Raw genomic sequence first — 22,154 nt, 5'->3', positions numbered from 1 at the left:
CTGCTTATCCGAAATGCACACCCTGGGCCAGCGGCAGTTCCGAGGAGTAGTTGACCGTGTTGGTCGCGCGGCGCATATATGCCTTCCATGCGTCCGACCCGGATTCGCGGCCGCCGCCGGTGTGCTTCTCGCCGCCGAACGCGCCGCCGATCTCGGCGCCGGAGGTTCCGATGTTGACGTTGGCGATGCCGCAGTCTGATCCGTCGGCGGCCAGGAACCGCTCGGCCTCCCGCACGTCAGTGGTGAAGATGGCTGACGAAAGGCCTTGTGGTACCGCGTTGTTCAGTGCGATTGCATCGTCGATATCGTCGTATGTCAGCACGTAGAGGATCGGGGCGAAGGTCTCGGTGTGCACGATCTCGGTCTGTGCCGGCATCCGCACCACAGCGGGGGCGACGTAGAACGCACCCTCGTCACCCAGGTCATGCCGTTCACCGCCGAACACCTCGCCGCCGTCGGCCTCGGCCTGCTCCAGCGCCCCGACCATGTCGCGATACGCCCGGGTGTGAATGAGCGGGCCGACCAATGTGCCGTCGACACTCGGGTCACCGATGGGCAGGCTCTGATACGCCGAGACGATCCGCGACACCAGATCGTCGGCGATAGAGGAGTGCACGATCAACCGGCGCAGCGTGGTGCAGCGTTGCCCGGCAGTGCCTGCAGCGGAGAACACGATGGCCCGCACCGCGAGGTCGAGATCGGCCGAGGGAGTCACGATCGCCGCGTTGTTCCCGCCCAGCTCGAGCAGTACCTTGCCGAACCGCGCCGCTACCCGCGGCCCGACCTGTTGGCCCATCCGCACCGACCCGGTCGCGCTCAGCAGCGCGACCCGGGAATCGTCGACCAGTCGCTCACCCAACTCGCGGCCGCCGAGGATGAGCCGGGCCACCGATTTCGGCGCACCCACGTCCGCTGCGGCTCGCTCGATCAGAGCCTGGCAGGCGATCGCGGTCAGCGGGGTGAGCTCCGACGGTTTCCACACCACGGTGTCACCGCAGACCAGGGCGACCGCGGTGTTCCACGCCCACACCGCCACCGGGAAGTTGAATGCGGTGATGACGCCGACGACGCCCAGCGGGTGCCAGGTCTCCATCAACCGGTGTCCGGGGCGTTCGGAAGCGATTGTGCGCCCGTACAACTGGCGCGAGAGCCCGACGGCGAACTGGCAGATGTCGATCATCTCCTGCACCTCACCCAGTGCTTCGGAGGTGATCTTGCCCGCCTCCACCGTCACCAAGGTCGCCAGATCGGCCTTGTGCTCGACAAGCAGCTCGCCCAGCCGTGCCACCAGCGCGCCCCGCACCGGGGCCGGAGTGGTACGCCAGGACGAGAACGCCTGCGCGGCATCGGTAATCACCGCATCGACATGTTCGAGACTGTCTTCGGGGAGGGTGAACAGCACGTCGCCGCTGATCGGGGTGCTGGCGTGCAATCCGGGTCCCGGAGCGGACGGTTCCGCCAGTGCCGGCGTCGCGCCGACGGCGGTCAATGCCTGCCGCACCCGCCGACGCAGCTCCTCCGCGGTGGGCAGATCAGTCCGTTCAGTGGTGGTCATCGTGTGCCTTTCTGGTTGGCTGCGGCGCTACAGTGCGGGCCATGGGCGAAGCCGACGAATACGTGCTGGACGACACCGACCGGACCCTCGTCCGGGCGCTTGCCGCTGACGGCAGATCCACGTTGGCGCAGCTGGCGGCCGCGGCCGGGTTGTCGGTATCGGCGGTGCAGGCACGGGTGCGGCGGTTGGAGTCGCGGGGCGTCGTGACCGGATACTCCGCACGGCTCAACCCCGAGGCGCTCGGCAACATGCTCTCGGCGTTCGTCGCCATCACTCCTCTCGATCCCTCTCAACCCGATGATGCACCTGCGCGGTTGCAGCACATCCCCGAAATCGAATCGTGCCACTCGGTGGCGGGCGACGAGAGCTACATCCTGCTGGTTCGGGTCGCCTCCGCCCGGGCGTTGGAGGACCTGCTCCAGCGGATCAGGACCGCGGCCAACGTCCGCACGCGCAGCACCATCATTCTGCAGACATTTTACAGCGGACGAGACTACATTCCGTAATAAGTACGGCGTTATCCGCATTATGCCGTAAAGATTCCGTTAGCATGGTGTCATGACCGCAGTGCTGACCAACACGCCGCCCATCACACCCGAGCGGGTGCGCGCGGTCCTGGCGCGCAGCATCCTGACCGACGGCTTCGACTTCGTCCTCGATCTGGATCGTTCGCGGGGCTCGTATCTGGTAGACGCGCGCACCGGTGAACGCTTCCTGGACATGTTCACCTTCTTCGCCTCGTCGGCGCTCGGAATGAACCATCCGGCGCTGGCCGGTGAAGATTTCCGTGCCGAACTGGCCCAGGCCGCAGTCAACAAGCCGAGCAATTCCGACATCTACAGCGTGCCGATGGCCCGGTTCGTCGACACCTTCCGTCGGGTGCTCGGCGACCCGGACCTGCCGCACCTGTTCTTCGTCGACGGAGGTGCGTTGGCGGTCGAGAACGCGCTCAAGGTGGCGTTCGACTGGAAGAGCCGGCACAACGAGGCGCGGGGTATCGATCCGTCGCTGGGAGCCAAGGTGCTGCACCTGCGCGGAGCCTTCCACGGCCGCAGCGGATACACCATGTCGCTGACCAACACCGACCCCGTCAAAGTAGCTCGCTTCCCGAAGTTCGACTGGCCGCGCATCGACGCTCCCTACCTCCGTTCGGGCGCGGATATCGCTGCGCTCGAAGCTGATTCGCTACGCGCGGCCCGAGTCGCGTTCGAGACCAATCCGCACGACATCGCCTGCTTCATCGCCGAGCCGATTCAGGGTGAGGGCGGTGATCGCCATCTGCGTCCCGAGTTCTTCGCGGCGATGCGCGCGCTGTGCGACGAGTTCGATGCCCTGCTCATTTTCGACGAGGTGCAGACCGGATGCGGCATCACCGGAACTGCCTGGGCCTACCAGCAACTGGGCGTCAGCCCGGACGTGGTCGCCTTCGGGAAGAAAACTCAGGTTTGTGGGGTGATGGCCGGCCGCAGGGTCGACGACGTCGCCGACAACGTGTTCACGGTGAGCTCGCGAATCAACTCCACCTGGGGCGGCAACCTGGTGGACATGGTTCGCTCACGGCGCGTCCTGGAAGTGGTCGAGGCCGAGGACCTGTTCGGCAATGCCGCGATGACGGGCGACTACCTGCTTGGTCAGCTGCGCCTGCTGGCACACGATTTCCCCGGGACGGTCATCGACGTGCGGGGTCGCGGGCTCATGTGCGCGTTCAGCTTGCCGAGTTCCTCTGCTCGCGACCAACTGGTCCGACGGCTGTGGGACCGTCATGTCATCATGCTGCCGAGCGGGACCGACTCGGTGCGGTTCCGGCCGGCCCTGACGGTGACACGCGAGCAGATCGACGAATGCATGGCCGCGCTGAGGGATGCGCTGCGCGTGCCGTTGCCGGATTAAGGCGCTCGTTCCGCCGCTGCGGCCCGCCGCAGGATCGACTTGAGCCGGGGCAACTCGGCTCCGCCCACCAGCTCACAACCGTGGAGCTCGGCGAGTTTACGTGCCGCCGGGGTGAATTCGTTGTTGGTCACCACCATCGTCCTGGTGCAATCCTGCATCGGCGCGCCGGCCACAACCTCCTGCACGGCGCTCGCGCCGACCGGCCGTGACAGTCGCTTGCATTGCACGGCAATCCGGTTCGGCCGGTGTCCGACGATCAGATCCACACCCCAGTCCCCGGTGAGCGGTGTCATGATCACAGGCAACCCACAGGTTCGGGCCACCCGCGCCACATGGTCTTCGAACTCCAGCCCGGACATCTCAACTGCGGCCAGCTCGCGCGCGCTCGGTGTGCTGACCCCACGGAACGCGCCCAGCAAAAATCGCGGAGTGGCCGCCAACACCACGGGCACCAGGACGCCGAAGGCCAGGCACCATGCGGTGTCGACGCCGACAAGGTGACTCGCAATCGCGGCCGCTGCCCCGGCTGCGATGCAGATCTTGATCCGAAGCCGCCTCACGGCGCCGAATTTAGATGGCGCCTGTGACAAATCGGCAGACCTCCTGCCAGCCCGGCGCGCTAATCTCAACCCGTGACGAGTGACGCCGCCGCGGGAAGCCCCGAGTCGCCGATCGAGCATGCCTTTGCCGGTGGCGAGCCGCAGCGTGTCGGGTGGTTCCGGTTCTATTTCGCCGATGAGCGCTGGGAGTGGTCGCCACAGGTGGAGCGGATGCACGGCTACGAGCCGGGCACCGCGAACCCGACCACCGAGCTGGTGCTCTCACACAAGCACCCCGAAGACTACGGACAGGTTGCCGCCACCCTGCTGGAGATCCGTCGGACCTCCGGCGCGTTCAGCACCCGGCACCGCATCGTCGACACCGCCGGCGATGTCCACCACGTCGTCGTGGTCGGCGACCAGCTTTTCGACGACACCGGCACGGTGATCGGAACGCACGGCTTCTACGTCGACGTCTCACCCTCGATCTCGCGGGCAAGGGAAGAAGCCGTCACCGAGGCGGTGGCGGAGATCGCCGAGGCGCGCGGTGCCATCGAGCAGGCCAAAGGGATGTTGATGCTGATCTACCGGATCAGTGCCGATGCCGCGTTCGATTTGCTGAAGTGGCGATCGCAGGAAACCAACACCAAGCTGCGAGTGCTGGCCGAACAGCTGGCCAGAGATTTCCTGAGCCTCGATTACGCCGAGACACTCCCGAACCGAGCGATCCTGGACCGGTTGTTGCTGACGGCCCACCTGCGGGCCCGGCCGGAGGTTTAGCCTGCCCCCGTCCAGGGAAGACTCCCGGCGCTGACGCAGAGCGACAGGGAGTTGAGCAATGGCGACATGTGCCACGTGTGGCAACGACTACGACAAAGCGTTCACGGTGAGCTGGGATGGCCACTCCGAGACGTTCGACAGCATCGAGTGTGCGGCGGTTCGCGTTGCTCCAGAGTGCGCGCACTGCGGTTGCCGGATCCTCGGCCACGGCGTTCAGGCCGCGCAGACGATGTACTGCTGCGCTCACTGCGCACGCGAGTCCGGACATTCTGAACTGGTCGACCGCCAGCGCGCCGGCTGAGGGGAGTTGGGCTCATGACAGCTCCGACCTTGTCCGCACTGGCCCTGGTGTGCAGCCTCAAGCGCCGCCCGGCGCAGTCGAGTAGCGAGTTGATCGCCGACCAGGTGTGCGAGAACCTCAAGGTGCTGGGGGTGGGAACCGAATCGTTGCGATGCGCGGACTACACCATCGAGCCCGGCGTCGAAGCCGATATGGGCGGCGGCGACCAGTGGCCTCAGATCCGCGAAAAGGTGCTCGCCGCCGACATCCTGCTGCTGTCGACCCCGGTGTGGCTCGGTCATCCGTCGAGCATCGCCCAACGGGTCCTGGAACGGCTCGATGCCGAGCTGTCCAATACCGACGACGCGGGCCGCCCGGTAATGGCGGGCAAGGTGGCCCTGGTGTCAGTCGTCGGCAATGAGGACGGTGCCCACAAGACCGTCGCCGATCTCTTCCAAGGGCTCAACGACATCGGCTACACCATCCCGGCCCAGGGCTGCACGTACTGGAACGGCGAGGCCATGCACGGCACCGACTACCTGGATCTCGACGAAGTGCCCGAGCCCGTCGCTGATGCCACCGCCGCGGCAGCCCGCAACGCGGCACACCTGGCCGGGCTGCTCAAGGTGGGCCAATACCCGCGTTACGAGTGAGAGGGAGAAATGATGAAAGGTCCCGAGGACCCTGTCGACCACACCAGGACGACCCGGCCGCATGCCGGTGAGGCGATGAAGGACAACCGCAACATGCCCGCACTGGTCCTGATCGGCCTGGGAGTGGTGATGTTCGTCGCGTGCCTGTTCGGCTTCGCGACCGGCAACACCGGGGTAGGGGTGGTGCTGGCAGTCCTGGCCGCAGTGGGTCTGCTGGCCGGCGGGCTGTGGCTGGCGATCGCTCACCTCCGGGTGCGGCGCATCGAAGAACGTTGGTATGCAGAGCATCCCGAGGTGACCAGGCAGGCGCCGAACAGTTGATCTGCTGAGGAGCAAAACGCGAGATGGCCCAGCCGACGTTGGCTGGGCCATCTCTTCAATCAGGTCCGGGTCAGGGCCGCTGGTTCGCCTGCTCTCGCTGCTCGGCAGCCTTTGCCCCCGCTCGGGCCGATTCTGCTTCGGCCTCCTTCTTGGCGGCGTCCTGTTGGGCGTCCGCCTTGTCCTGCTGGGCTTTGCCCTCGCGGACAAGATCCTCGCGGCCGGTCACGGTGCCGACAGCTTCCTTGGCCTTGCCCTTGACGTCCTCGACGACGCCCTTGATGCCTTCTTCAGGTCCTGAGTTCTTCTCGGTCATGCTTACCTTTCCGCTACTTGGAGTGGATTGGTCATCCCACGCGGCTTCTCCACGCACCCCCTGGATTTCCAGGACGCCGCCGAGCTAAACGTCCCGTGACGAATTGCGGGTCGTCGGCCAAGACGTTTGCGGAATGCGCGGTTGGGTATCGAATAGAGGTGCTTTCCGGAACAAATGAATTGGCCAGCGATGTGGCCGTACAGACCGCTGCAGAGACCATTGCCGTTGGCGCCGAGAGTGTTTACCGGCCGCAGCATGATTCCTGGCTGCTCATAGCGGCACTCGAACGCGATCGCGTGGTGGCCGGCCGCCGGGTGGTGGACCTGTGTGCCGGAAGCGGTGTCGTGGCCATCGCCGCGGCCGAAATGGGCGCCAGTGCGGTTACCGCCCTGGATATTTCGCCCGACGCGGTCCGCTGCACCCAGGCCAACGCCTTGGCCGCGAAGGTGGACGTCGACGCCAGGCTCGGTTCGTGGACGCAGGCGCTGGAGCACGAACCTTACGACGTCGTGGTGTGCAACCCGCCCTATGTGCCGGTGGCGCCGGGGACCTCGGCGGAGGCACTCGTCTCGACCGGACCGATGACTTCGTGGAACGGCGGACCCGACGGCCGGCTGGTGCTCGACCCGCTGTGCCGATCGGCCGATGCCGTCCTGGCCGACGGGGGGTCGTTGTTTCTCGTCCAGTCGGAGTTCTCCGATGTCGAGCAGTCGTTGAGGCTGTTGCGCGCCAGTGGCCTGGACGCAGAGATCTATGGCACCCACCGGATTCCGTTCGGACCGGTGTTGCGGATGCAGGCGCGGTGGCTCCGGGACACGGGGCGGTGGACCGACACCAGGGCGGAAGAGGAATTGGTCGTCATCCGGGCGGACAAACCATGACCGAGCCCCGGGCAGTGCGAGTGATCCAGGGCGGGCCGATCCTCGTCGAGGGCCCGGTACGCATCGAGATGCCCGACGGAAGCGTGGTGGAATCAGACCGGTTCATGGTGGCCATCTGTACCTGCCGCCGGTCCAAGACCTATCCGTTGTGCGACACCAGCCACCGCAAGGTCAAGCGCTCAGGCAAGCGGCCGGCATAGCGAACTGCGTTCGGCCAACCAGCATTTCATCAGATGTTCGGCCAATCGGTCTTCCATGGCGCCGAACGCCCTGATCCCGAACACCACGTCGGTATCGAGCTCCGGTTCACGGCGGACCAACTCGCCCACCACGTCGTGGCGAACCACCTGCTCGTGTACGGCGTCGGCTTCGACGTGCTCACGGTAGAAGCGGATACACGCCTCTGGCGCTTCGAGCCGCTTCAAAGCGGCGACCATACGTTGCGAACCTGGCGACGAGGTGATCTCGGTGGCCGCGAAATGTCCGGCCGCGGCGCCGCGCAAGCGGCGGTGCAGGCCGAACAGCGACATGAGGTTGACCAATGCCAGGCTCTCGGCGGGCACCGTGTCGAGGTAGCCGAGGTAGCTGTCGTCCAGCTCGGCTTCCCTGAGCAAGTCGGCGAACAGGTTCTGGTGAAGGCGATCGGCTGAACCGGCGCCGTATTCGTCGTATTCGACGGCCACAAAGGCGGCCTTGGCCTGGCCGCCGAGGCGGGGGATCAGCCAGGCGTGCGGGTCACCCTCCTTGAGGTGGTACACCGAGCGGTGCACGAAGTACTCGCGCATCTGTTCCCAGCTGCCTTCGTCGCGGAGGTGATACGAAGGGCCGGTTCCGTCGACGGGCTCGACCGACAGTCGCGCCATCTCCTGTTCGGCGGTGTCGTCCGGGTCGATCGTGCCGACCTCGCGCCGGACCGCAGCCAGGAAAATCCGCTCGAACTGGGAACGCAGGTGCAAGAGCCCGGCGTTCCATTCCCAGTCCTGGTCGACTCCGGCAAAGCCCCGGTAGTGCAGTTCGTAACAGATGTACAGCGCCAGTTGCACGTCCAGCCCCAATGGGTCGGCATCGCGAAGCGGAATCCAGACCGGTTCGAGGTGGTTGTGCGGTGCGCGGTCGCCGAGCCGCTCGATCAGGGCGGCGGAGATGGGTCCCTTGGGAGAGGGAAGCCCAGGCTGCGAAAGAGTCGGAAGCGTCGTCATGGCGGATGAGGTATGCCCGCCGACGGTCGCTGGTAAACCCGTCTGGCGCAGTGCGTTTGCGATGTGGCCGGTCTATTCGATGGTGCCGGGAGCTCCCGTGCCGATCCCGTGGGCCGTGGTGACAGACCGGCCGAAAACCAGCCCGAGCACGATCATCACCAGTGCCAGACCGAAGTGAAGCCAATTGTCTGCCGTGTTCACCGGAATGAAGTTGGCCGCACTGTCCCGGTCGATGAACAGGCCGTAAAGCCACAGGACGGCGTAGATCAGACCGCCGCCGATCAGAAAGGCGCGCGCAGCACCCACGTGGCGCGCCATCAGCACGCCGGCCACGCCGAAAGCGAGGTGCACGACGTTGTGCAGCACCGAGACGCTGAACAGACCCAGCAGCATGGCTCCAGAGTGATGCCCGGCCCAGTATAGATCGCCGTAGTCGCTGGTCACGCCCGGGATGAATCCGAGCACGCCGACGATGAGGAAGAGGATCCCGACGATCAGGGCGCTCGCTTGCAGCGGGGTCCACTGCACGGGCGTGCCCGAGCTTCTTGGATTCGGAGTTCCCACGAGACGGCCCTTTCTGCGGAAGCCGCGCCGACGGGCGCGGCGGTGTGCGGTGAGTACCCGTTCCGGCCCATCCCAACCACGTCGCGCGGTTTGTTCGCGTGCCCGGCGGGGTATGTACCGCTTGTCGGAGTCGAGGTGAGCAAGATGACCAGCCCAGCCATTTTCGAGCGGGTATCCGAAGCTATCGAGGCGCAGCATCGCCGGGCCCTCCGCGAGTACGCCATCGCCGAGTTCGTGTGGTTCTGGCGTGGTGATGCGGTCATTGACTCCGCAGAGTCGCCGGTCGCCGGGTATAGCCGGCACGCAGCGTGACGTGATCCGCACCGACCCGGGCGACATCACCCCATTCCGCCAGGAACGTGCCGCGATGGCGCCAGCCGGCGATCGTGGCGATGAGCCATGGCGCATCGATATCCGTGCGCTCGTAACCCAGGTAGGACGAGCGGGTGCGCGGGCTGATCACCAGCCCTATCAATCGGGGGCTTTCCGGGTTACCGTCGCCGCCCTCGGCGAGCTTGAGCCGGACATCGATGACGGTGCCGACGGGATGGTGACCCGCGTCCAGGACGCGGAGCCCGAGCAGATTACTCAGCTGCATGGCGTCCTCCCGGAATACGAGCCACGATGTGGTCGCGCAACCAGCGCTCAACCCAATCCGCGTCGGCCGGGAGTTCGGAGTCTGTCAGTTTTACCGTGACGCCGACGGAAGCCACCTGCTGCCAGGGAATCTCGTGCAGCATCGACCGCGGCGGTGCACCGCCCAGGATGCGGGTCATCACCACTTGGCCCGAAAGGATCGCGGTGACACGCGGGGCAGGGCTGCCGGGTTCGATGTCGGCGTCGGCCTCGATGCCGTCGAGCTCCAGGTCGTCGACGATGCCGACCGGGGCGCCGTCATCGTCGAGCAGCTGTCGATCCAGCAGGTGAAGACGCGCGTCGATGATGCTCATTGACCCGCCCCTGTCACGATCATCAACGGTATGGCTGCCAGCGAGGCAGCCACGATTATCACCAGATACACCGAGCCGAACACGTTGAGCAGCCTTCCGTTCGTCTTGTCGCCCATGTACTCCGAATCGTTGGCAACGATCAGGATGGGCAGATAGGTCAGGGGAAGAGCGATGGCCGAGAACACGACCGAGTACTCCGTGACCATCACCGGGTCGACACCGGTGAACAGGACGGCGGCGCCGACGACGATGCTGACGAACATCACCACGTGGAAGCGGGACGCCGCAGCCGGACGGCGGAACTTGCCCCACGGCCAGCCGAAGAACTGCGCCAGGGTGTAGCCGCTGGAAAGGGTGGTCTCCAGGGCCGCGCCGAACGTGGCGGCCACGATACCGACGATCGCGAACGCCAAGGCCAGCTTTCCGCCGGCCTCGACAACGGGCATCACCACCTGAGACAGCGAGGTCACCTCGATCTGGCGCGGCAACAGCACCAGCGTCGCGCAGGCCGCGATGGCCACCGACAGGAGACCGCCCAGCGGGAAGCCGACCAGCACGTTGAGCCGTGACACACCGAGATCCTTTGTCTTCCAATGCTCCTCCACCGCGCCGGAGGAGAAGAAGAACACCTCGTACGGAGTCATCGCGGCGCCGAACAGGGCGATCGCGTAGTACCAGTAGGTGGCCGAGGACTCGGATTCCGGAATCACCGGCTGCATCGCCTGATGCGCCAAATCTCCCCAATGTGGTTGCAGCGCAAAGACTGCGACGGCGAACACGATGAGAGACAGTCCTGCCAAGCCGGCGGTGTTCTCCATCACCGAGAACTTGACCCGCCAGATCACCAGCCACACGGCGAACGCCGCTACCGGAATCCACAGCATGCGTCCCACGTCGGTGGCCAGCTGCAATGCCAGGGCAACACCACCGATCTCGGCCGTCAGGGTCATCAGGTTGATCAGAAACGAGGCGGTGAGATTGGCCGCAGCGGTGCGTGGGCCCAGGCGTTCCCGGATGATCTCGAACGTGGCGCGCCCGCTGACCGCCGCCACTCGACCCGCCATCTGGGCGAACAAGCAGATCCCGATGACGCCGACGACCACCACCCAGACCAGTGCCAGACCGAACCGAGAACCGACGACGGCGTTGGTCACCAGGTCGCCGATGTCGAGAAAGCCGCCGATCGCGGTCAGGATTCCCAGCGCTACCGCGAAGAACTTCTTCATCAGCGGTACCCGGTTTCCAGTGCATCCGCCGATTGCAGCAGCTGGGTCCGCAGTGCGGACAGTTCAGGTTCGGCGGCCACTTCCCGAACCCGGGCCGAGGCGGTGTTCAGCTGGCCGATCATCGTCGTCATGGCTTCGGTGAGCATCCGCTGCCGTTCCAGATCGGCCGGATCGTCCGCCTGTCGGTCGGCGATGCCCTTGAAAGCCTTGGCGACCTCGTCACGCGCATCGGAGATCTGGACACTGACCAGTTGCGGTGTGGACCGGTCCCGGATCCGGAGGTCCAGCGCGTAGGCACCGCTGCGGGCGGCGGCCACCGTCTCCTCCATTGCCTGGGCGAGTTGTCCGGACATGCCGTCTCGGTTGGCCGGGCACCGGGTCAACAGCAGTCCGAGCCCGACGACCAGCAGGGCGACGATGACCGCCGCCCGCATTCGTCGTGATCTGTCTTCTCTGTCCGCCTGCTCCGCCATGACGTCTCCCCGCCACCCGGGCAGGCCTAGTCCTCGCGGTCTTGACGGTCGAATTCGTCGAGGCCGAGATCGTCGGTGACTGCCTCGCGCTGCTCCTGCCAGTCCTGGTCGGCGGCCTCCAAGGGGGGACCGTCCAGGTCTGTCACAGCAACCTCGGAGTCGGGAACCGGTTCGCTGGGTTCACGGTCCTGCTCGAGCGCATCGGCGATGGGCACATCGTCGGGCACGTCTTCGCGGGTCATACCGGCGGGATAACCGAATGCCTTCTCGATCAAACTCTTCGCGTGTTTAAGTGAGGATTGCCCGGGTACTTCCGCGCCATGAATCAAGACCCCCCGCGATCAGTCCTCGCGTGGCACGTACACGGCTCCTGGATGGAGTCGTTCGTCGCCGGCCGGCACCGGTATCTGATCCCGGTCAACGAAGCCGGGGACGTCGACGGCCGCGGTCTTTGCGGACGCGATTGGCCGGAGGCACAGGAGATTCCGGCCGGCGAACTTCGCGATCAGGATGTCGACCTGGTGGTGCTCCAGCGGCCCGAGGAGATCGCCCTCACCGAGGAGTGGCTCGGCCGCAGACCCGGTGTCGACGTTCCGGCCATCTATGTGGAACACAACGCGCCGCGGCCCCACGCCGCCGACAGCGTGCACCCGCTCGCGGACCGCAGCGACATCCTGTTGGTCCACGTCACCGACTTCAACCGGCTGATGTGGGACAACGGGGCGGCGCCCACCCGGGTGATCCAGCACGGAATCGCCGACCCCGGCGAGTTGTACACCGGCGATGTTGCTGCGGCAGCCACCATGATCAACGAACCGCTGCGGCGCTGGCGAACCGTCGGCACCGACCTTCTCGCGGAATTGAGCAGGTCGGTACCGATCGATGTCTGGGGCATCGACACCCTGGAGCTCAACGAGCGTGACCTTCGAGGCACCGTGCGCGGCAAGGGTGACGTCGGGCACGCACGCCTGATGCATCAGATCGCCCGGCGCCGGGTCTACCTGCACACCGCACGGTGGACGTCACTGGGGTTGTCGCTCATCGAGGCCATGTTCCTGGGCATGCCGATCGTCGCGGTCGGATCGACCGCTGCGCCACTGGTGGTCCGCGCGGACGCGGGCGTGGTGAGTGCGGATGTCAAGACCCTGGCATTCGCACTGCAGGGGTTCGTCACCGACCTGGCGGCCGCTTCCGTGGCGGGAAAGGCCGCCCGCGAGTACGCGCTCGCACACTTCGGCCTGGAGCGGTTCCAGCATGACTGGGATCAGGCCATCGCTGACTGGTGCGCATGAGCGGGCAGAAGGAGGACTGTATGAAGGTCGCAATGGTGTCGGAGCACGCCAGCCCACTGGCCGCGCTCGGAGGTGTCGACGCAGGTGGGCAGAACGTGCACGTGGCCGCGTTGTCGGCCGCGCTGGCCCGGCAGGGACACGATGTCACCGTCTACACCCGCCGCGACGATCCAGCGCTGCCGCCGCGGGTGCGGACCGCCGACGGCTACACCGTGGCGCACGTCCCGGCCGGGCCTGCCGAGCACATCCCGAAAGATGAACTGCTGCAATACATGGGAGAATTCGCGAGGTTCCTGGATGCCACCTGGGCCGAAGACCGCCCCGATATCGTGCATGCCCATTTCTGGATGTCCGGGGTGGCCAGCCAACTGGCCACACGTCATCTCAACTTGCCGGCCGTGCAGACCTTCCACGCCTTGGGTGTGGTCAAACGGCGACATCAGGGTGCCGACGACACCAGCCCACCCGAGCGGCTCAAGCTGGAGGCGATGGTGGCCCGCGGCGCCACCTGGGTCGCGGCCACTTGCACGGACGAAGTCTTCGAGCTGATGCGGCTCGGCAGGTCACGATCGCGGACCTCGGTCGTGCCCTGCGGCGTGGATGTCGACCTGTTCACGCCCGACGGTCCCCGCAACCGCCGTGGGGCACCGCACCGCATCGTCAGTGTCGGACGGTTCGTGCCACGCAAGGGCTTCGATCTCGCCATCCGCGCGCTGACCACGGTTCCCGACACCGAGTTGGTGATCGTGGGCGGACCACCACGAGGCCAGCTGGCGCGGGATCCCGAGGCGTGCCGGCTGCGGCACCTGGCTGAAGAGCTCGGCGTGGCAAACCGGGTCCGGCTCTGCGGCGCGGTCGACCGCGCGCAGATGCCCGCGGTCCTGCGTTCAGCGGATGTGGTGGCATGCACGCCCTGGTACGAGCCGTTCGGCATCGTGCCGCTGGAGGCGATGGCCTGCGGTATTCCGGTGGTCGCCTCGGCGGTGGGCGGGATGCTGGACACAGTGGTGGACGACATCACCGGCCGGCTGGTGCCACCGAAACGGCCGGACCTGCTCGCTGACGCCCTCAACGCGTTGCTGCGGGACGACTTTCATCGGCAGAGCCTCGGGGCCGCCGGACGTGACCGCGCGAAATCCCGCTATTCGTGGGACCGGATCGCGGCGGATACCCTGCGAGTCTACGAACGAGTGGAACCCGCGGCCTACCTGCCGCCGCAGCCCGCGGCCGTGGGGTCGGGATCACGGATTCAGTGATGGTCGCGATCCCCGCGCTCCAGTACCGCCAGTGCCTGCTCCACCGTGGCCGGCAGGCGCCGACGATGCATCAGCACGTCAGGCAGCCGGACGACTGCTTCCGTCGCCGCCCGGGCGTGCTCGACATCGCGGGTGGCCGCACCCAACAGCCGGACCGAGGCACGAACGCAGTGGGGCAGTGGCCGGCGCAGCCAGGTGGTCAGTACGTCGTTGCGGACACTGCGGGCATCCTGGGCGGCGCTGGTCGGACGGTTCACCGACGGGTGGTGGACAGCGGTCAGCTCCGGGCAGTAGCAGAGCTCCCATCCCGATGCGGCCAGGTCGAGTGCGAGCAGTTGTTCCTCCCCCCGGAAATGGAGGATGTGACTGAAACCGCCCGCGGCCTGGAACGCGGACTTCCGGACCATCGCAGAGCAGGCCAAAAACCCGAGGATCGATGGGCCCGGCAGGTCTGCGCGGTGGCCGAGCGGGCTGGCGGCCAACTGCTGTACCAGGGGATCCTCCCTGCCGTGGGGCCAGATTTCGGTCCGTGCCGCCAGCACCGCGGTCTGCGGGAACCGATCGAAGATCTCTGCGCCGAGCGCGGGCGCGGCGGGCTCCCACCAGGAGTCGTCGTCGCAGAACGCCACGTATGGCGTGCGGCAGGCGGCCACGCCGACATTGCGGGCCACCGCACCCAGATTCGATCCGAGTTCGAGCAGAGTGACCCGATCTGGCGACTGCGCGGCGATGCGCCGCATGGTGGGGACCGATCCATCCGCGGAACCGTTGTCCGCCACAATGATCGGGCAGTCAGTGGTGGCGAGCAGCCGGGTGACGACAGAGGCCAGCTCTTCGGACCGGTTTCGGCTGGCGATCACGAACGAGACCTTGTCGGATACGCCGTCGGGGTTCAGATCAGTCATAACACGGCCGACTACCCGCTACGGCGTTGGGAAAACGCCGATGCGTGAACTCAAACGGGCGCTGGTCACCGGGGGCGGAGGTTTTCTCGGGGGCCATCTCTGTCAGCGATTGCTCGATGACGGCGTCGAGGTGCTCGCCGTCGACGACCTGTCCACGAGTGCACCCAGTGCCCAGTCACTGCTGGCTGACCGCCGTGGTTACCAGTTCATCCGCCACGACATCACCGTGCCGCTGGCCGACATTCCGTTGGTGGACACCATTTTCCATTTGGCATCCCCCGCATCTCCGGTGGACTACCAGAGTATGCCGGTGCACACCCTGCGTACCGGTGCGTTGGGGACAGGCAACGTGCTCGACATCGCCGACCGGTGCGGGGCCCGGATGGTGCTGGCATCCACCAGCGAGGTCTATGGAGATCCCCTCGAGCACCCCCAGCGCGAGACCTATTGGGGCAACGTGAATCCGGTCGGCCCACGCAGCATGTACGACGAGTCCAAGCGATTCGCCGAGGCGTTGGCCTTCGCCTACCGCAGCGAGCGCTCGACCGATATCGGGGTGGCGCGGCTGTTCAACACCTATGGGCCGCGGATGCGAGACGACGACGGTCGTATCGTGCCGACGTTCTGTCGACAGGCACTGGCCGGAGAGCCCATCACGGTCCACGGAACCGGACATCAGACCCGATCGCTGTGTTACGTCGACGACACCGTCGACGCCTTGCTGGCCATGGCCCGTGCAGATTGCACCGGCCCGATCAACATCGGAAACCCGCGGGAGCTGTCGGTACTGGAGATCGCCGAAACCATCAGGGATCTGGCCGGCAGTGATTCGCCCATCCGATTCCTGCCTGCCGCGCTCGACGATCCGCAACGACGCTGTCCCGACATCACCGAGGCGAACCACAAGCTCGGCTGGCAGCCGGCCGTCGACTGCCGGAAGGGTCTGGTCGCCACCCTCGAATGGTTTGCCCAGCAGAGTTTTTAGGAGAGAACACGTGCGGATACTCGGAATCAATGCGGTCTTTCACGACCCGGCTGCCGCACTCGTCGTCGACGGGCAGGTGGTCGCGGCGGCCGAAGAAGAGCGCTTCTCCCGCCGTAAGCACGGCAAGGAGGCGGTGGCCTTTTCCACCTGGGAACTGCCGGTGCAGTCGGCGCGATGGTGCCTGCAACAGGCGGGCCTGACGCCGTCGGACGTCGATGCGGTCGGCTACTCCTACGACCCGCGGCTGATGGACGGTCTCGACAGCGCCGATACCGCAGGCCTGGACCGGGACTGGGAGTATCTGCGAACCCTCTATGCCGAACGGGCCCCGCGGTTCCTGCAATCGGCCCTGCCCGGGCTGGACCCTGCTGCGGTGCGGTTCGTCCGGCACCATGTGGCGCACGCCGCGTCGAGTGCTTTGGCGTCTCCGCACCCGGACTGCGCAGTGCTGGTCGTCGACGGCCGCGGCGAGCGCACGTCGATGCTGGCCGGCGAGTACACCGACGGCAAGCTCGACGTACTGGCCACCCAGTCGCTCCCGCACTCACTGGGTCTGCTGTACGAGGACCTCACTCAACAGCTGGGCTTCAAGCGGTCCAGCGACGAGTACAAGGTGATGGCCATGGCGTCCTATGGGACTCCGCGGTTCGCCGATCAATTCCGCGACCTCGTCTATGCCACCGGTGATGGCGGCTTTCGCACCAAACCTGTGGCGTGGTCGTCGTTCGGCTCCGACTGGGACGACCGGGTGGACCTGGCGTGCAGCGTGCAGCTGGTGCTGGAGGAAGTGCTGCTCGAGCTGGTGCGTTGGTTGCGCGCCCATACCGATCACGAGAACCTTTGTCTGGCGGGGGGAGTGGCGCTCAACTGCGTGGCCAACTCGGTACTGCATCGCAGCGGCCTTTTCGACGACATCTGGGTCCAGCCCGCCGCCGGCGACTCCGGGACGGCGCTGGGGGCGGCGCTCTCCCTGGCCGCCGAGGCCGGTGAACCGATCGCACCGATGCCTTCGGCGGCGCTCGGGCGCAGCTGGTCCGACGAAGAGATCGAGACGGTACTGAGCGAGGCTGCCGTACCCCATGAGCGGCCCGACGACCTGGCCGCGGTCGTCGGCCAGGCATTGGCCGACGACCAGGTGATCGGTTGGTTCCAGGGCCGCTCGGAGTTCGGGCCTCGTGCCCTGGGCCGGCGCTCGCTGCTGGCAGATCCCCGCAAGAAGCAGAATCTGGACCGCCTCAACGCGGTGAAAGGCCGTGAGGAGTTCCGTCCCGTGGCCCCGATGGTGCTGGCCGAATGGGCCGGCGAAATCTTCTCCGGAGGACCGATTCCCAGCCCCTACATGCTCTTCGTCCACGACGTCGCACCCGACTGGCAGGCGCGTATCCCGGCCGTCACCCATGTCGACGGCACCGCGCGGATCCAGACCGTCGATCGCACGGATGCGCTCATGCACGCCACGATCGGCCACTTCGCCCAGCGCACCGGTGTTCCGGTGATCGTCAACACCAGCTTCAACACTGCCGGCCGCCCGATGGTCGACAGCCCCCGAGATGCATTGGAGTGCTTCGGGTCCGCGCCGATCGACATGCTGGCCATCGGTCCGTATGTGGTGAGGAGGCAGCGATGAGTTTCGCGATCGTCGTACCAACGATCGGCCGGGATTCGTTGCAGCGGCTGCTGGCCGGGCTGGAACGCTCCGATGGCCCGGCGCCGGAGGCGGTCATCGTGGTTGACGACCGTGCTGATCCCGAACCACCTCTGCGAGTGGTCACCGGCCTGCCTGTGACCGTGTTGCACAGCGGCGGCCGCGGACCGGCCGCGGCGCGCAACCTCGGCTGGCGGCATACGACGGCGCGCTGGGTCTGTTTTCTCGACGACGATGTGCAGCCGCAGCCAGATTGGCTGACCGCGCTCGCCGACGACTTACGCGAGGCCGATGGGCGCGGTGCGGCCGGGTCGCAGGCGGTGATCGACGTCCCGGTCTCTGAAGGCCGGCGCAGCACCGATGATGAGCGGCGCACCCAACGACTGGCCGATGCGCAATGGATCACCGCCGATATGGCCTATCGGCGGTCGGCGCTGGTGGAAGTCGGTGGGTTCGACGAGCGATTTCCCCGCGCCTATCGAGAGGATTCGGATCTGGGATTGCGCATCACGCTGGCCGGCCACGAGATCGTCTCGGGGTCGCGGCAGTCGCTGCATCCGGTCGCACCGGCCACGTGGATGAGCAGTGTGCGCGCACAGATCGGGAACCGCGACGACGCGTTGCTGCGACGCAAATATGGTCGCGGCTGGCGGACGGCCATCGGCGAGGGGCGGGGCCGGATGCCGGCGCACGTGCTGACCACCCTGGCTGCGCTGGCCGCTGTCACGCTGCGGAGCCCGGCAGCGTCCCGCTGGGCGCGCGCCGCTTGGCTGGTGCTGACCGCGGAGTTCGCCGGGCGTCGGTTCCTGGCCGGGCGGCGCACCGTCACCGAGGCGCTACGGATGCTGATCACCAGTGTGCTCATCCCGCCGGTCGCCGTCGCCCACCGGCTGAGGGGTGAATGTAAATACCGTGCCGCACATCGTGATCCGCCGCTTGCCGTGCTGCTGGACCGCGACGACACGATCATCGTCGACAGCCCCTACCTCAACGATCCCGCCGGCGTGCGCCCGATGATCGGCGCGGCTGAGGCGCTCGACCAATTGCGCGAACGGGGCTTGCTGTTGGCTGTGGTGTCGAACCAGTCCGGAGTCGCCAAAGGGCTCATCAGCAAGAGCCAACTCGCAGCGGTCAACGCGCAGGTGAACGCGTTGTTGGGGCCGTTCGACTCCTGGCAGGTCTGTGTGCACGACGCCGATGCGGGCTGCGCCTGCCGCAAGCCCGAACCCGGCATGGTGCGGGCGGCTGCAGAGGAACTCGGAGTCACCCCCTCCCGATGCGTACTGATCGGGGACACCGGCGGCGACGTGGCAGCAGCGCTGGCCGCGACGGCCGACGCCGTGCTGGTGCCCACGGAACGGACCCTGCCCCACGAGATTTCGCATGCGCGCGGCTACGCGAGGGTGGCACCGACCCTGCAAGCCGCAGTGGCGCTGGTACTGCGGGACGCCCGATGAAGGGGCGGCGATGACGCGGGCGTTGGTGGCCAGGCTGGACAGCGCCGGTGACGTACTCATCACCGGGCCGGCAGTTCGCGCGGTGGCGGCCGCCCACGATTCGGTGACCTTCCTGGCCGGTCCGCGGGGGCGCGCGGCAGCCGAGCTGCTGCCCGGCGTGGACGACATCATCGAATGGCAGGCTCCCTGGGTCGATTTCGACTCTCCCGAACTGACCCCGGACCATGTTCACGCGCTGATCAAGCAACTCCGCGACATCGCTCCCGATCGCGCGTTCGTGTTCACTTCGTACCACCAATCGCCACTGCCGCTGGCGCTGATCTGTCGGATGGCCGAGATCAGGTGGGTGGGCGCCATCAGCGAGGACTACCCCGGCACGCTGCTCGATCTGCGGCATCACGTCGAGGCCGGGATACCTGAGCCCGAGCGGGCGCTGTCGCTGGCCCGCGCCGCCGGGTTCGGGCTGCCGCCCGGCGACGACGGGTCGCTGACGGTCGAGGGCGTGCCGCCGTTGCCGGCCGAACTCGACGAATTGATCGGCCCGGCACCGTATGTGGTGTTTCATCCCGGGGCGGCGGTGGCGGCGCGGCAGCCGAGTGCGGCCCGCAGCGCGGCGATGGTGCGCGCGCTGACGGCAGCGGGGCGCCGGGTCGTGGTGACCGGCGGTGAGGACGAGCGCGAGCTGACCGCACACGTGGCCGACGGTATCGCGATAGACCTGGGCGGCAGGACGAGCCTGGCGACGTTGGCTGCCGTCTACACGGGGGCAGCTGTGGTGGTCGCACCCAACACCGGGCCGGCGCACCTGGCCGCCGCGGTGGGAGCTCCGGTGGTGTCGCTGTTCGCCCCGGTCGTCCCGGCAGCTCAGTGGAGTCCGTACGTGCCCAGGGTGGTGGTGCTCGGCGATCAGGAGGCACCCTGCGGCGCTACCCGAGCACGCACCTGCCCGGTGCCGGGACATCCGTGTCTGGATGGGATCACCGACGCCGAATTGATCACTGCGGTCGAAAGTTTGGGAGGTAGGAAATGATGATCGGAGAACACATCGCGTCGCTTGCCGAGGCGGTGGGCCGGGTCAGTGCCGAAACTTCCCGGCTCACGGGTTGGGGGCACCACCTGGCTGACGTGCTGACCGCCGACGGCCGCTTGCTGGCGTGTGGAAACGGAGGCAGTGCCGCCGAGGCACAACACTTGACCGCTGAGCTGGTGGGCCGGTTCAAGGATGAGCGGATGCCCTTGTCGGCCATCGCGCTGCACGCCGACACCTCGGCACTGACCGCGGTGGTCAACGACTACGGGTCCGAGGAGATGTTCGCCCGGGGCGTGCGCGCCCATGGCCGCACCGGCGATGTGTTGGTCGCCCTGTCCACGAGTGGCACCAGCCCCAACGTGCTGGCCGCCGTCAAGGCAGCACACGAGGCCGGGCTGACCGCGTGGGCGATGACCGGGCCCGCGCCCAATCCGCTTGCGGCGATGTGCGATGACGCCGTGTGCGTCGAGGCGCCGACCACCGCGACCGTCCAGGAGATCCATCTCTTGCTCGTGCACTCCCTGTGCATCGCGCTCGACGATGCGTTGCGCGACAAAGGCTGCATGCCTGCTGCGGGAGGAGGTCCGGATGAGTAAGCCATTGGTGATCGTCGGGGACAGCATGCTCGATGTGGACATCGAGGGCAGCGCCACCCGGCTCAGCCCGGAAGCCCCGGTGCCGGTCGTCGATGCCGACCGATTGTGGCAACGGCCCGGCGGCGCGGGTCTGGCTGCGGTGCTGGCTGCCCGCATCGAGTCGGGCGTGGTCTTGGTGACGGCCATCGCCGAGGACGATGACGGCCGGCGACTGACCGAGCTGCTGACCGCGGCGGGCATCACCGTGGTCGCCCTGCCGATGGCCGGGAGCACGGTGTGTAAGACCAGGATTCGAGCCTCCGGCCAGTCGATGCTGCGCCTGGATCACGGCGACGGAATCGTCGTCGGGCAGGATCTGCCCGCTTCCGTTTCCGAGGTTCTCGGTCAAGCCAGGGCGATCTGCGTCGCGGATTACGGCCGCGGCGTGAGCGCGCATCCCGGGCTGCGGCAATTGCTCGAAGACACCGCCACCCGAGTTCCACTGGTGTGGGATCCGCACCCGCGGGGTGCGCCGCCGGTACCCGGATGCTGGCTGGTGACCCCTAACCAGTCCGAGGCCCAAGGTGTTTCGGCGGAAACGCTGCGCCGACAGTGGCGCGCGCGAGCAGTCAGCGTAACGCTCGGTGATCGGGGCGCCACGGTTTCCACCGACGACGGCGGCCTCACCGACATCACCGTCCCCGTATCTCTGGCCGCCGGCTCTGCCAGGTCAGACACCTGCGGTGCGGGTGACCGGTTCGCGGTGGCGGCGACGCTCGCCCTGGCCGAAGGCAACACCACCATCCCGGCCGTCACCGAGGCGGTATCTGCGGCAAGCCGGTTCGTCGCCACGGGGGGAGCGGTCGGCGTGTCCACACCCGGCGCGATCGGAGCCAATGGCGGAACACCGGAATTCACTGCCATCCTCGGCGAGGCCGCCGAGGTGCGCGACCGTCTTCGGCGCCGTGGCGGCAGGCTCATCGCCACCGGCGGCTGCTTCGATCTGCTGCACACCGGGCACATCCGGTTGTTGCACCGAGCGCGGCAGTTGGGTGATGCATTGGTGGTGCTACTCAATTCGGACGACTCGGTCCGGGCGCTGAAAGGACCGAGCCGGCCGGTGATGGCGCAAGCCGACCGTGCCCGGGTGCTGTGCGCGCTTGCCTGTGTCGACGCCGTGGTGATCTTCGGCGAAACGTCGCCGGAGCAGCAGTTGGAGGTGTTGCGGCCCGATGTGTGGGTCAAAGGTGGCGACTACGCGGAGACCGACCTGCCGGAGGCATCGGTGGTGCGAAGCCATGGCGGAGACGTGGTTTTACTGCCGACGATCGCCGGTTACTCCTCATCCAAGTTGATCGCCGCGATGCGGTCATGACCGAAAGGGC

27 protein-coding genes are annotated in these 22,154 nt (G+C 67.0%); 16 read left to right on the top strand and 11 right to left on the bottom strand.

Annotated elements, in window-relative coordinates; translation table 11 throughout:
- Window positions 1-4 precede the first annotated feature (4 nt).
- Window positions 5-1,555, bottom strand: a complete 1,551-nt coding sequence (amaB, locus tag K6L26_RS23650; protein WP_221851655.1) for an L-piperidine-6-carboxylate dehydrogenase — start codon at window positions 1,553-1,555, stop codon at window positions 5-7.
- Between the two features lie 41 nt (window positions 1,556-1,596).
- On the opposite strand from amaB, the gene K6L26_RS23645 reads away from it, so the two are divergent.
- Window positions 1,597-2,061, top strand: a complete 465-nt coding sequence (locus tag K6L26_RS23645) for an Lrp/AsnC family transcriptional regulator (protein ID WP_019348603.1) — start codon at window positions 1,597-1,599, stop codon at window positions 2,059-2,061.
- Between the two features lie 52 nt (window positions 2,062-2,113).
- Entirely contained in the window at window positions 2,114-3,445 is a 1,332-nt protein-coding gene (lat, locus tag K6L26_RS23640; RefSeq protein WP_221851653.1) for an L-lysine 6-transaminase, read from the top strand.
- Here lat and K6L26_RS23635 read toward each other — a convergent pair.
- Window positions 3,442-4,005 carry a restriction endonuclease gene (locus K6L26_RS23635; RefSeq protein ID WP_019348601.1) on the bottom strand — a complete coding sequence of 188 codons (564 nt, stop codon included), beginning with the start codon at window positions 4,003-4,005 and terminating at the stop codon, window positions 3,442-3,444. The genes lat and K6L26_RS23635 overlap by 4 nt on opposite strands.
- A gap of 72 nt (window positions 4,006-4,077) precedes the next feature.
- Here K6L26_RS23635 and K6L26_RS23630 point away from each other — a divergent pair, with 72 nt between their 5' ends.
- The 4 genes from K6L26_RS23630 to usfY are packed head-to-tail and all read left to right on the top strand — an operon-like array spanning window position 4,078 to window position 6,018.
- On the top strand, window positions 4,078-4,764 hold the full coding sequence (locus K6L26_RS23630) for a PAS and ANTAR domain-containing protein (protein ID WP_221851651.1): 687 nt from the start codon (window positions 4,078-4,080) through the stop codon (window positions 4,762-4,764).
- Between the two features lie 58 nt (window positions 4,765-4,822).
- Window positions 4,823-5,065: a metallothionein gene (locus K6L26_RS23625; RefSeq protein WP_019348599.1), complete on the top strand. Its 243-nt coding sequence runs from the start codon at window positions 4,823-4,825 to the stop codon at window positions 5,063-5,065.
- Window positions 5,066-5,079: 14 nt separating this feature from the next.
- Window positions 5,080-5,697 carry a flavodoxin family protein gene (locus K6L26_RS23620; RefSeq protein ID WP_047038024.1) on the top strand — a complete coding sequence of 206 codons (618 nt, stop codon included), beginning with the start codon at window positions 5,080-5,082 and terminating at the stop codon, window positions 5,695-5,697.
- Between the two features lie 12 nt (window positions 5,698-5,709).
- Window positions 5,710-6,018, top strand: coding sequence for a protein UsfY (gene usfY, locus K6L26_RS23615; RefSeq protein ID WP_043370196.1), 309 nt, complete (start codon window positions 5,710-5,712; stop codon window positions 6,016-6,018).
- Window positions 6,019-6,088: 70 nt separating this feature from the next.
- Here the strand turns inward: usfY and mbp1 are convergent, their stop codons facing one another.
- A complete protein-coding gene (mbp1, locus tag K6L26_RS23610) occupies window positions 6,089-6,331 on the bottom strand; it encodes a microaggregate-binding protein 1 (protein ID WP_019347546.1) in 243 nt (80 codons plus the stop codon).
- Between the two features lie 191 nt (window positions 6,332-6,522).
- On the opposite strand from mbp1, the gene K6L26_RS23605 reads away from it, so the two are divergent.
- Window positions 6,523-7,212 (top strand): HemK2/MTQ2 family protein methyltransferase, encoded by a 690-nt coding sequence (locus K6L26_RS23605; RefSeq protein WP_372514971.1) that lies wholly within the window; start codon window positions 6,523-6,525, stop codon window positions 7,210-7,212.
- The gene (locus K6L26_RS23600; RefSeq protein ID WP_019347544.1) at window positions 7,209-7,412 is read left to right on the top strand and encodes a CDGSH iron-sulfur domain-containing protein; all 204 of its coding nucleotides are present in this window, start codon (window positions 7,209-7,211) and stop codon (window positions 7,410-7,412) included. The genes K6L26_RS23605 and K6L26_RS23600 overlap by 4 nt, the downstream gene beginning before the upstream one ends.
- On the opposite strand, the gene K6L26_RS23595 is transcribed toward K6L26_RS23600, so the two are convergent.
- The 7 genes from K6L26_RS23595 to K6L26_RS23565 form a co-directional block, all read right to left on the bottom strand.
- A complete protein-coding gene (locus K6L26_RS23595) occupies window positions 7,392-8,411 on the bottom strand; it encodes an iron-containing redox enzyme family protein (protein WP_221851649.1) in 1,020 nt (339 codons plus the stop codon). The two genes, K6L26_RS23600 and K6L26_RS23595, sit on opposite strands and share 21 nt — an antisense overlap.
- Before the next feature lie 72 nt (window positions 8,412-8,483).
- Complete coding sequence (locus K6L26_RS23590) at window positions 8,484-8,975, bottom strand: DUF4383 domain-containing protein (RefSeq protein ID WP_435405346.1); 492 nt, start codon at window positions 8,973-8,975, stop codon at window positions 8,484-8,486.
- Between the two features lie 259 nt (window positions 8,976-9,234).
- Complete coding sequence (locus K6L26_RS23585) at window positions 9,235-9,573, bottom strand: hypothetical protein (protein ID WP_019347541.1); 339 nt, start codon at window positions 9,571-9,573, stop codon at window positions 9,235-9,237.
- Complete coding sequence (locus tag K6L26_RS23580) at window positions 9,560-9,925, bottom strand: hypothetical protein (protein WP_019347540.1); 366 nt, start codon at window positions 9,923-9,925, stop codon at window positions 9,560-9,562. The genes K6L26_RS23585 and K6L26_RS23580 overlap by 14 nt, the downstream gene beginning before the upstream one ends.
- Entirely contained in the window at window positions 9,922-11,151 is a 1,230-nt protein-coding gene (locus K6L26_RS23575; RefSeq protein WP_221851648.1) for an NRAMP family divalent metal transporter, read from the bottom strand. The genes K6L26_RS23580 and K6L26_RS23575 overlap by 4 nt, the downstream gene beginning before the upstream one ends.
- Complete coding sequence (locus K6L26_RS23570; protein ID WP_064895386.1) at window positions 11,151-11,624, bottom strand: hypothetical protein; 474 nt, start codon at window positions 11,622-11,624, stop codon at window positions 11,151-11,153. The genes K6L26_RS23575 and K6L26_RS23570 overlap by 1 nt, the downstream gene beginning before the upstream one ends.
- A gap of 26 nt (window positions 11,625-11,650) precedes the next feature.
- On the bottom strand, window positions 11,651-11,866 hold the full coding sequence (locus tag K6L26_RS23565; protein WP_019347537.1) for a hypothetical protein: 216 nt from the start codon (window positions 11,864-11,866) through the stop codon (window positions 11,651-11,653).
- 78 nt (window positions 11,867-11,944) lie between these two features.
- On the opposite strand from K6L26_RS23565, the gene K6L26_RS23560 reads away from it, so the two are divergent.
- Window positions 11,945-12,916: a glycosyltransferase gene (locus K6L26_RS23560; RefSeq protein WP_047038030.1), complete on the top strand. Its 972-nt coding sequence runs from the start codon at window positions 11,945-11,947 to the stop codon at window positions 12,914-12,916.
- A gap of 20 nt (window positions 12,917-12,936) precedes the next feature.
- Entirely contained in the window at window positions 12,937-14,172 is a 1,236-nt protein-coding gene (locus tag K6L26_RS23555; protein ID WP_019347535.1) for a glycosyltransferase, read from the top strand.
- Here the strand turns inward: K6L26_RS23555 and K6L26_RS23550 are convergent.
- Window positions 14,166-15,077, bottom strand: a complete 912-nt coding sequence (locus K6L26_RS23550) for a glycosyltransferase family 2 protein (protein WP_019347534.1) — start codon at window positions 15,075-15,077, stop codon at window positions 14,166-14,168. The two genes, K6L26_RS23555 and K6L26_RS23550, sit on opposite strands and share 7 nt — an antisense overlap.
- A 40-nt stretch (window positions 15,078-15,117) precedes the next feature.
- Between K6L26_RS23550 and K6L26_RS23545 the strand changes: the two genes are divergently transcribed.
- The 6 genes from K6L26_RS23545 to K6L26_RS23520 are packed head-to-tail and all read left to right on the top strand — an operon-like array spanning window position 15,118 to window position 22,144.
- The gene (locus tag K6L26_RS23545) at window positions 15,118-16,062 is read left to right on the top strand and encodes an NAD-dependent epimerase/dehydratase family protein (RefSeq protein ID WP_019347533.1); all 945 of its coding nucleotides are present in this window, start codon (window positions 15,118-15,120) and stop codon (window positions 16,060-16,062) included.
- A 10-nt stretch (window positions 16,063-16,072) separates the two neighbouring features.
- A complete protein-coding gene (locus K6L26_RS23540; RefSeq protein WP_221851646.1) occupies window positions 16,073-17,689 on the top strand; it encodes a carbamoyltransferase family protein in 1,617 nt (538 codons plus the stop codon).
- Window positions 17,686-19,164, top strand: a complete 1,479-nt coding sequence (locus tag K6L26_RS23535; RefSeq protein WP_047038033.1) for an HAD-IIIA family hydrolase — start codon at window positions 17,686-17,688, stop codon at window positions 19,162-19,164. The genes K6L26_RS23540 and K6L26_RS23535 overlap by 4 nt, the downstream gene beginning before the upstream one ends.
- Before the next feature lie 10 nt (window positions 19,165-19,174).
- Window positions 19,175-20,194: a glycosyltransferase family 9 protein gene (locus K6L26_RS23530; protein WP_221851644.1), complete on the top strand. Its 1,020-nt coding sequence runs from the start codon at window positions 19,175-19,177 to the stop codon at window positions 20,192-20,194.
- The gene (locus K6L26_RS23525) at window positions 20,194-20,790 is read left to right on the top strand and encodes a D-sedoheptulose-7-phosphate isomerase (RefSeq protein ID WP_064895426.1); all 597 of its coding nucleotides are present in this window, start codon (window positions 20,194-20,196) and stop codon (window positions 20,788-20,790) included. Before K6L26_RS23530 ends, K6L26_RS23525 begins: the two co-directional genes overlap by 1 nt.
- Window positions 20,783-22,144: a PfkB family carbohydrate kinase gene (locus K6L26_RS23520; protein WP_221851643.1), complete on the top strand. Its 1,362-nt coding sequence runs from the start codon at window positions 20,783-20,785 to the stop codon at window positions 22,142-22,144. The genes K6L26_RS23525 and K6L26_RS23520 overlap by 8 nt, the downstream gene beginning before the upstream one ends.
- Window positions 22,145-22,154 lie beyond the last annotated feature (10 nt).

Origin of the sequence: Mycobacterium farcinogenes (assembly GCF_019739075.1) — a bacterium.
In the GTDB taxonomy this organism is placed as follows: Bacteria; Actinomycetota; Actinomycetes; order Mycobacteriales; family Mycobacteriaceae; genus Mycobacterium; species Mycobacterium senegalense.
This window is presented reverse-complemented; position numbering and strand designations above follow the sequence as displayed.